8 protein-coding genes are annotated in these 7,350 nt (G+C 57.9%); 5 read left to right on the top strand and 3 right to left on the bottom strand.

Going from position 1 to position 7,350, the window contains the following annotated elements; genetic code table 11:
* Window positions 1-666: 666 nt before the first annotated feature.
* From ASD54_RS06335 to arsC, 3 genes are all read right to left on the bottom strand, one after another.
* On the bottom strand, window positions 667-981 hold the full coding sequence (locus ASD54_RS06335; protein WP_062553778.1) for a hypothetical protein: 315 nt from the start codon (window positions 979-981) through the stop codon (window positions 667-669).
* An 85-nt stretch (window positions 982-1,066) separates the two neighbouring features.
* Window positions 1,067-2,251: an arsenite efflux MFS transporter ArsK gene (arsK, locus tag ASD54_RS06330; protein WP_244484694.1), complete on the bottom strand. Its 1,185-nt coding sequence runs from the start codon at window positions 2,249-2,251 to the stop codon at window positions 1,067-1,069.
* Entirely contained in the window at window positions 2,244-2,666 is a 423-nt protein-coding gene (gene arsC / locus ASD54_RS06325) for an arsenate reductase (glutaredoxin) (protein WP_062553776.1), read from the bottom strand. The genes arsK and arsC overlap by 8 nt, the downstream gene beginning before the upstream one ends.
* Window positions 2,667-2,880: 214 nt before the next feature.
* Between arsC and ASD54_RS06320 the strand changes: the two genes are divergently transcribed.
* From ASD54_RS06320 to ASD54_RS06305, 5 genes are all read left to right on the top strand, one after another.
* Window positions 2,881-4,608, top strand: a complete 1,728-nt coding sequence (locus ASD54_RS06320) for a glycosyltransferase family 39 protein (protein WP_062553775.1) — start codon at window positions 2,881-2,883, stop codon at window positions 4,606-4,608.
* 216 nt (window positions 4,609-4,824) lie between these two features.
* Window positions 4,825-5,652 (top strand): AraC family transcriptional regulator, encoded by an 828-nt coding sequence (locus ASD54_RS06315; protein ID WP_062553774.1) that lies wholly within the window; start codon window positions 4,825-4,827, stop codon window positions 5,650-5,652.
* A 75-nt stretch (window positions 5,653-5,727) separates the two neighbouring features.
* Window positions 5,728-5,880 (top strand): DUF2256 domain-containing protein, encoded by a 153-nt coding sequence (locus ASD54_RS26025; protein WP_082547109.1) that lies wholly within the window; start codon window positions 5,728-5,730, stop codon window positions 5,878-5,880.
* Window positions 5,877-6,872 (top strand): FAD-dependent oxidoreductase, encoded by a 996-nt coding sequence (locus ASD54_RS06310; protein WP_062553773.1) that lies wholly within the window; start codon window positions 5,877-5,879, stop codon window positions 6,870-6,872. The genes ASD54_RS26025 and ASD54_RS06310 overlap by 4 nt, the downstream gene beginning before the upstream one ends.
* Window positions 6,872-7,306: a DUF3429 domain-containing protein gene (locus tag ASD54_RS06305; RefSeq protein WP_062553772.1), complete on the top strand. Its 435-nt coding sequence runs from the start codon at window positions 6,872-6,874 to the stop codon at window positions 7,304-7,306. The genes ASD54_RS06310 and ASD54_RS06305 overlap by 1 nt, the downstream gene beginning before the upstream one ends.
* Window positions 7,307-7,350 lie beyond the last annotated feature (44 nt).

The following is a 7,350-nucleotide window of genomic DNA, read 5'->3' as shown; positions in this document are numbered from 1 at the left end:
AGCTTCGCGTTTCCGCCGGTTGCTCCCACCGCGCCATTTCGCGTAACAAAAAACGCCGAGGCTCTAATCACCGCCGGATGAAAGTTCAGTGGCAGGTCATGAAGCACATCGTATCTTAGAGTTAATAGGCACCGAAGATTTTATAGTTTCTTTATCAAAGGCGTCACCATTCGACCGGATTGCATTTTTGCACCTAACTAATCCTGAACAATTTGCGGCAGCATTGTTGCAAATGAAGGACAGGCGAATGTGGCGGACACTTCTAGCACTAAAATACCGCTACAATAGCGGTCGCTCTACTGAACTTCAAGCAGAGGCACCCTGGCTCAAGGCTGTGCGGGAGTCCCTAGTCCGCCACACAACCCAACACCGGGGCACCATAACTGCTGTGCGATTAGATGACATCATTCCTAAGATCGATGAATCCTATCTATTTTTGACTGGGAACAAGATTGGACCTTGACGTTTTGTTCGCCATGTACCGCTTGCCTTTCATGCTAAACTCCTTCACATTGGGTCACATCGAAGCAGGTTGGAACGTGTATTTTCAATAGCTTAGCAGATTTCTGGCCGTCTCCTGTCGGGTGCGCCACTTCCGTTGAAGAAAGTCAGAAGCAAACAGGCACGAGCCCACAGTGCTGTCGCGCACTTGCGCAACTGTGTCCGTCATTTGACGATGAAGACAACCTTGCGGACGGGATAGGCGTAGGGCTCATTGCCTTGATAGACGAAGCCATAGCGGGCCAGGCAATTGCGCATGGGGGCCGCGCCGAAGGCTCCCCTGTTCATCGGCTGCGCATGGTAGGTTCCGTAGAGTTCCACCTTGCACCAGGCCTGCGCGCTATCATAGTTCGCCATCAGGTGCGGATCCCCGGCAACGGGCACCGCGCCGTAGAGGTGGACATCAGACCGTGCTTCCGCCACGGCCGCCGTGCCAGCCAGAGCCAGAGCCGCAGTCACTGCGAATTTGACAAGCATCATATCATCTCCCGTTGTCTGTTCGCCAGAAACGAGAGGAAAGCAGGATGGTTCCTGTCACATCCGCAATGAGGGCAGATGCGATGCATCAGCGCCGGGCAATAGCCAGAAAGGCTGCGACACTGATCAGGCCCCAGAAGCCAAGCAGCAGAAGCGAGATCGTTGTTCCCGCATTTGCTAAAAGATAGGCGAGCGCAAAGGGAGCGCAGGCCGATGATACGAGGCGGGCGGAGGTGACCTTGCCCTGCAACGCGCCATAACCGGCGCTGCCGAACAGATAGAGCGGCAAGGTGCCGGCCGTTATGCTGAAGAGGCCGTTTCCAAACCCGAAGATACAGGCAAAGATGATTGCCGAAGTGATGGATGGCGCACCCAAAAGCAGTGCGACTGGCGCAATCGCCATTAGAACCGCGGAAATGATCGCGAGCGCCAATGGCGAAAGATCGCGACCGAACAGCATGTTGATCAGGCGGCTGGCCACTTGCGACGGCCCAAACAGGCTACCGGCGATGACCGCGATACCGCCGAGACCAAGCGCTGTCAGCAATGGCACCATATGCACGAGGATCGCAGAACTCAGGAGCGCTTGCGTGGAAAGGGCGAAGGCCATCAACAAAAACCCCTGACGCCGCCGGTCGGACGCAAGCAGTCCGGAGATTTCGGCCCTGGGTCCGGCCGAGATGTTCTGCTGACGGCGCGACCGGCTCAACTGGCCTGCAAGCCAGAAGTGGGCCGGAAAACAGATTGCGAGATTCAGGACGGCAAAGAGCCGATAGATCTCCTGCCAGGTCATCCAGCCATGCAGGGCCGAGGTGAAGGGCCAGAACAGGGTTGAGGCGAAGCCAGCGATCAATGTGAGATAGGTAATGCTGCGCGTGGCGGCGGCAGGCTGCAATTGCACCAGCAAGGCAAAGGCTGCTCCGTACTGCACGAGATTGGCAGCCACTTCGAGCATAAGCAGGCAGATCGCGAAGGACCCTATGCCGGAAGACAATGAGCAGATGATGAGGGCAAGACTGGCAACAACGCTGCCAAAACACATGACCTTGCCCGCACCGAATAGATCGAAAGCCTTGCCGATCCATGGTGCAGCCAGTCCGCCCGCCAGCAGGGCACAGGACAGAAGAGCAAAGATCCACTCGGTCGAATGACCGAAATCGCGCGCGATGGCTGGCGCCAGAATGCTGAACGAATAGTAGAGCGTTCCGTAGCCGATGATCTGGGTTATGCCGAGAAGGATTACGGCAGCAACCGGCAAGCGGAGGTCAGACAACCCTTTTGCCTTCAGAATCCAGCACCTGTTCACCATCCTCCTTGCGGAACTCGCCTTGAGGCGCCGCGGGCAGGATGTCCAGCACCAGTTCCGAGGGGCGGCAAAGCCTTGTGCCCAGTGGTGTCACGACAAAGGGCCTGTTGATGAGAATGGGGGTATCGATCATGGCTGCCAGCAATGCATCGTCGCTCAGACCCGGATCATCGAGCCCCAGATCCAGATAGGGTGTGCCCTTCTCACGAATGGCATCGCGAACGGACAGCCCCGCGTCCGATATCATCTGCCGCAATCCGTCTACCGAAGGAGGATTATCGAGATAGGCGACGATTGTCGGCTCGATGCCGTGATGACGGATCAGCGCAAGCGTATTGCGGGACGTCCCACAGGCGGGATTATGGTAGATGGTGACATCCATGGCGGGTCTGGACTCTATGCTGTTCGGCGGGACGCGACGAACATTGCCTATTCTGGAGTAGGACTCAAGGCCTGTACCGCGAACACTCGGTCCGAACGATCTCCTGTTGATCAGGGGGGTGCCTCGTCAATCTGCCCGAAACATTCTGCCCAAGTATAGTGAGTTTGACATAATCGCCCTATAGGCAGACGCCGGATGGGAGTTACCGGCAGCCATGCGTATCGATTCCGGCGTTGAAACATGGAGGGTAGCGGGAGACGCGAGCGCGCTTCACCCCGCTCCCGAACCGGCGCCCGGACGCGCCATGCACAGGCCTGCCGAATGGCGTCGCCATGTCCTCAACCTCATCCTCATAGGCCTTGTGGGCCTTTTCCTGTTCGCTCCTGGCATCAGCCTCATGCCTTTGACGGATCGCGATGAGGCGCTCTATGTCCAGGCCAGCCGGCAGATGCTGGAAACCGGCAACTGGGTTGATATCCGCTTCCAGCAGGAGCCCCGCTACAAGAAGCCGGTCGGCATCTATTGGCTTCAAGGCCTGTCGGCGAAGGTGTTTGGCGAAGGGGCTGCCAGCCCGTTGTGGATCTATCGCCTGCCCTCCCTTGTCGGCGCCCTTCTCACGGCCTTTTTCACCTATGCCATTGCGGCGCGAATGGGTGGATCGAAGGCAGGCCTTATCGCCGGGCTTCTTGCCGCAAGTACCGTAGAACTCGCCTTCGAAGCTCGCATCGGCAAAACGGATGCCATGCTCTGCGCAATGATCGTCGCGTCGCAGTTCGGGCTCGCCTGCGCCTATCTCGACCCGCAGCGCAGGCAGGTGCTGTGGCGCAACGGGCTGTTCTGGATAGCCCTTGGCCTGGGCACACTGATCAAAGGCCCGGTTGCGCCCATGATTGCAGGCCTCACCATCATCGGATTAACGGCGCCCGAGCGAAATCTGTCGCTGATCCGCGCGCTCTCGCCCGTGCGCGGCGTTCTGGTGTATCTGCTGGTGGTCCTTCCCTGGCTCGCGGCGATCGGCTGGATTTCGAAGGGTGCCTTCTTTGCCCAGTCCATCGGTCACGATATGCTGGGCAAGGTCGCGACAGGACAGGAAGGGCATGGCGCACCACCCGGCACCTATCTCCTCGTCGGTCTTGGCACCTTCTGGCCTCTCTCCATCTTTGCCTCGCTCGCCATTCTCTGGGGCTGGACACGACGAACACGACCTGAAGTGCGCTTCCTTTTCTTCTGGGCGGCTCCCGCCTGGTTGCTCTTCGAATTGATCGCAACGAAACTGCCGAACTATATCCTGCCCATGATGCCCGCCCTGGCCGCATTGGCCGGGCTTGCCCTGGCAGACAAAGGCCTGCGGACCGAAAGCCGCTGGTTCCGGTTCACCTATTCTGGCATCGCCGCCCTCGGTATCCTGCTTGCAATCGCCCTGAACGCGGTTTTCTATATTTCGGAACACAGGTTATCCCGGCTCGGGATCACGCTTGGCTGTGCACTTGTCCTGATGTCCGTCGCGGCCTGGCGTCTGCTGGTGGCGCACAAAATGCGGGAGGGGATCGCCGCCTCCATTCTTGCTGCCGGTCTGGCCTACATTTTGGCATTCGCCATCATCCTGCCGGGTGCTGAACGTCTGTGGCTGACAGATCGTATCGCCGATGCAGCACAGAAGATGATCAACTGCCCGGCACCCACCATCCTCAGCGTTGGTTACGAGGAGCCCAGCCTCGTCTTTCGGCTGGGTACGGGCATGCAACGCCTGGCTGCCGATGATGCCGCGGCAGCCTTTCACCGAGCATCATGCGCTTTTGCAGCAGTGAGGGTCGAGGAGAGCGCAAGTTTCCAGAAGAGCCTGCTTGCTCTCGGAGAGGTGGCGACCCCTCTCCAGATCGTCGAAGGGCGAAATCTGAACGGCTTCAACCTGCGCCAAATGCAGGTTTATCTGAAGCGCTAACATAGCCACCGCCCCGGATAAGGCTCAATAGAAATAAAATTGAAGATTGTGTTCAATAGAACTCGTTTGAAACATGAGCGGTTCTGGCTCACCAATTTCATGAGAATTTTCAGGCTTAGATGCCGTCGTCGGTAAGTGAGGACGATCAGCATCCAACAGGCACACGAATAAATACTATGATTTCATTCACCCACCGGTCGAGCGGGAGAGGATATAATGAATATATCTCGCACAATTTTCAAGGAAATCTCCCAGCTGCGCTGTCAGCGTCATTGGCCGGAAGTAGAGAGGTTCGATGCCCGTATTGCACGAACGAGCTTCGCAACCCATGCCCATGAAGGGTTTGTCATCGGGATTGTCCTTACCGGTGTGCAGTCTTTCATCCATAAAGGGATCGATCATGCCGTCCCGGCTGGTTCGATCACCTTCCTCAATCCGGGTGAACTGAGTTCGGCGGGAGCCTTGCAGGGGCACAGCGTCCAGTATCAGACCCTCCATGTGCCTGCCCAGGCGATGGAAAGCATAGCGCCTGCGGGCTTCCGGTTTCCAACGCCCGTTCTCTACAATCATTCGATTGCGCGGCGGCTGAGCGAACAACTGGCCATTCTGGATGCAACCCGGGAAAAGGCTGTATGGCACGCTCGCCTGACGGAATTCCTCCATCAATGCACGGGGCTTTTCATTTCTCGCGAAACACCTGAACCTGAGATTGAGGATGCTCGGATCACCGCGATCCGCAGCTATATTGAAGACAATCTGGTATCCTCCCTGGAACTGGAAGCCCTCTCGCAGCAGATCGAACTCAGCAAATTCCACTTTCTGCGCCTGTTCCGCGCACATGTCGGGGTAACACCGCATGTCTATATTCAGGCACGCCGGACGGCTCGGGCGAAGATGCTGCTGCGGCAGCATTCTCCGGCCCAGGTCGCAGCGCTTTGTGGTTTCGTGGACCAGAGCCATCTGACCCGCTGGATACGATCCTGCTATGGCACGACCCCGAGTGTCTATCACAAGCAGTTTCGCAGTCTCAGCAAGCTCGCCTGAATCCTGATCCGCTGTCAGCCTCACGCCGTAATCACCTCTGTGTGACAGCAAGACGGGTGACAAGCGAGACAGGCCGTGGCCAAGCAGATCAAAAAACAGAACCTGCCCACCAAGGTTTGCCAAACCTGTGGACGCCCCTTTTCCTGGCGCAAAAAATGGGAGCGAGACTGGGATAATGTAAAATATTGTTCTGACCGCTGCCGAACCTCGAAAGGAAGCGCGTCATGACAAGGCCTCGTATCGCTATCATCGGCGCAGGACTGGCCGGCGTTACACTGGCACGAAGGCTCGATCAGCATGCCGAAGTTCTGGTTTTGGAGAAAAGCCGCGGCACCGGTGGGCGCATGGCGACGCGCCACAAGGATGGCGTGAGTTTCGATCACGGAGCGCAGTATTTCACCATTCGGGATGCCGGTTTTCACGCGCTTGTCGAACCGGCCCTTGATGAGGGCGTCATCGAGACCTGGAGCACGCCGGTTCACCACCTGACGGCAACGGGCGCGTTGGAGCAACGCGAAGACCGCTCGCCGCGCTTCGTTGCAGTGCCAGGCATGTCCAGATTGGTGAAATGGCTGGCTCGACCACTGAAAGTTCAATTCGAAACGCGGGCAATCGCACTCGAAGGCAAGGTCGGCGACTGGAAACTCGATTGCGATCACGGCAACGTGGAGGGCAGGTTTGATTGGGTGGTTTCGACCGCCCCTGCCCCGCAAACCGCCTCCCTGCTGCCGCTTGATCCTGCCGATCAGGAGGCACTGGAAGGTGTCCGCATGAACGGGTGCTTTACCCTGATGCTCCAGATGAAACCGGACATCGATCTCCCGTTTGCGGCAGCCCAGGTTTCCCATCCGATCCTTGGCTGGATCGCCCACAACAACACCAAGCCGGGCCGCGAGACGGGCAATCATCTTGTCGTGCATGCCAACAATCGCTGGTCGGATGCCAATCTGGAAGAGCCGCCGGAACAGGTACAGGCACGGATGATTGGCGCCCTGGAAGCACTATTGCCTGTGGTGAGAAACGCTCTGATCGCGCCTCCGGTCCTCCACCGCTGGCGTTATGCCAATGTGGAAACGCCGCTGGGGAAACCGTTCCTGCTGGATATGGACCGCCATCTTGCGGCCTGCGGGGACTGGTGCCTCGGCAACCGCGTCGAAGCGGCATTCCAGAGCGCCAATGCTCTGGCGGATGCACTCCTGTTGCAAATGGAAACTGCCTGATGTCGACGAAGCGCCTTACCCAGAGCCTGACCTTCAGCGGCGCGCTACCCTTCTACCTGCTGCTGATCCCCGGCTTCATCGCGCCGGATATTCGTTTCCACGCTTTTCTAACCTATGGCGCAATCATCGCCTCCTTCATGGCTGGCACCCTCTGGGGTTTGACGCAGCGAGACCGCGATCCGCCGGTGCTTCCGATTGTGGCGAGCAATATTCTGGCTCTGGCCACATGGACGTCATTGCTCATTCCGTCGCAGCTTGTCGCGATCGGGCTTCAACTCATGATCTTCGTAGGCTTGCTGGAAGTAGACCGCCGGATTGATGCCGAGGGGCGCGAGACACCCTGGTACTTTGCCATGCGCATGCGCATTACCGCGGCGGTCGCAATTGCCTATGTCATTCAGATCATTGTTCTGGTGAACTTATGGTCGATCTAGTTTATTGACGAGGGGCTTTTCAGCTGTCTTCCCGTCATGCTCGG

This window comes from Rhizobium sp. Root149 (assembly GCF_001427345.1).
In the GTDB taxonomy this organism is placed as follows: Bacteria; Pseudomonadota; Alphaproteobacteria; order Rhizobiales; family Rhizobiaceae; genus Neorhizobium; species Neorhizobium rhizoryzae.
The sequence above is the reverse complement of the archived record's forward strand: the minus strand, read 5'-3'. Positions and strand labels throughout refer to the sequence as shown.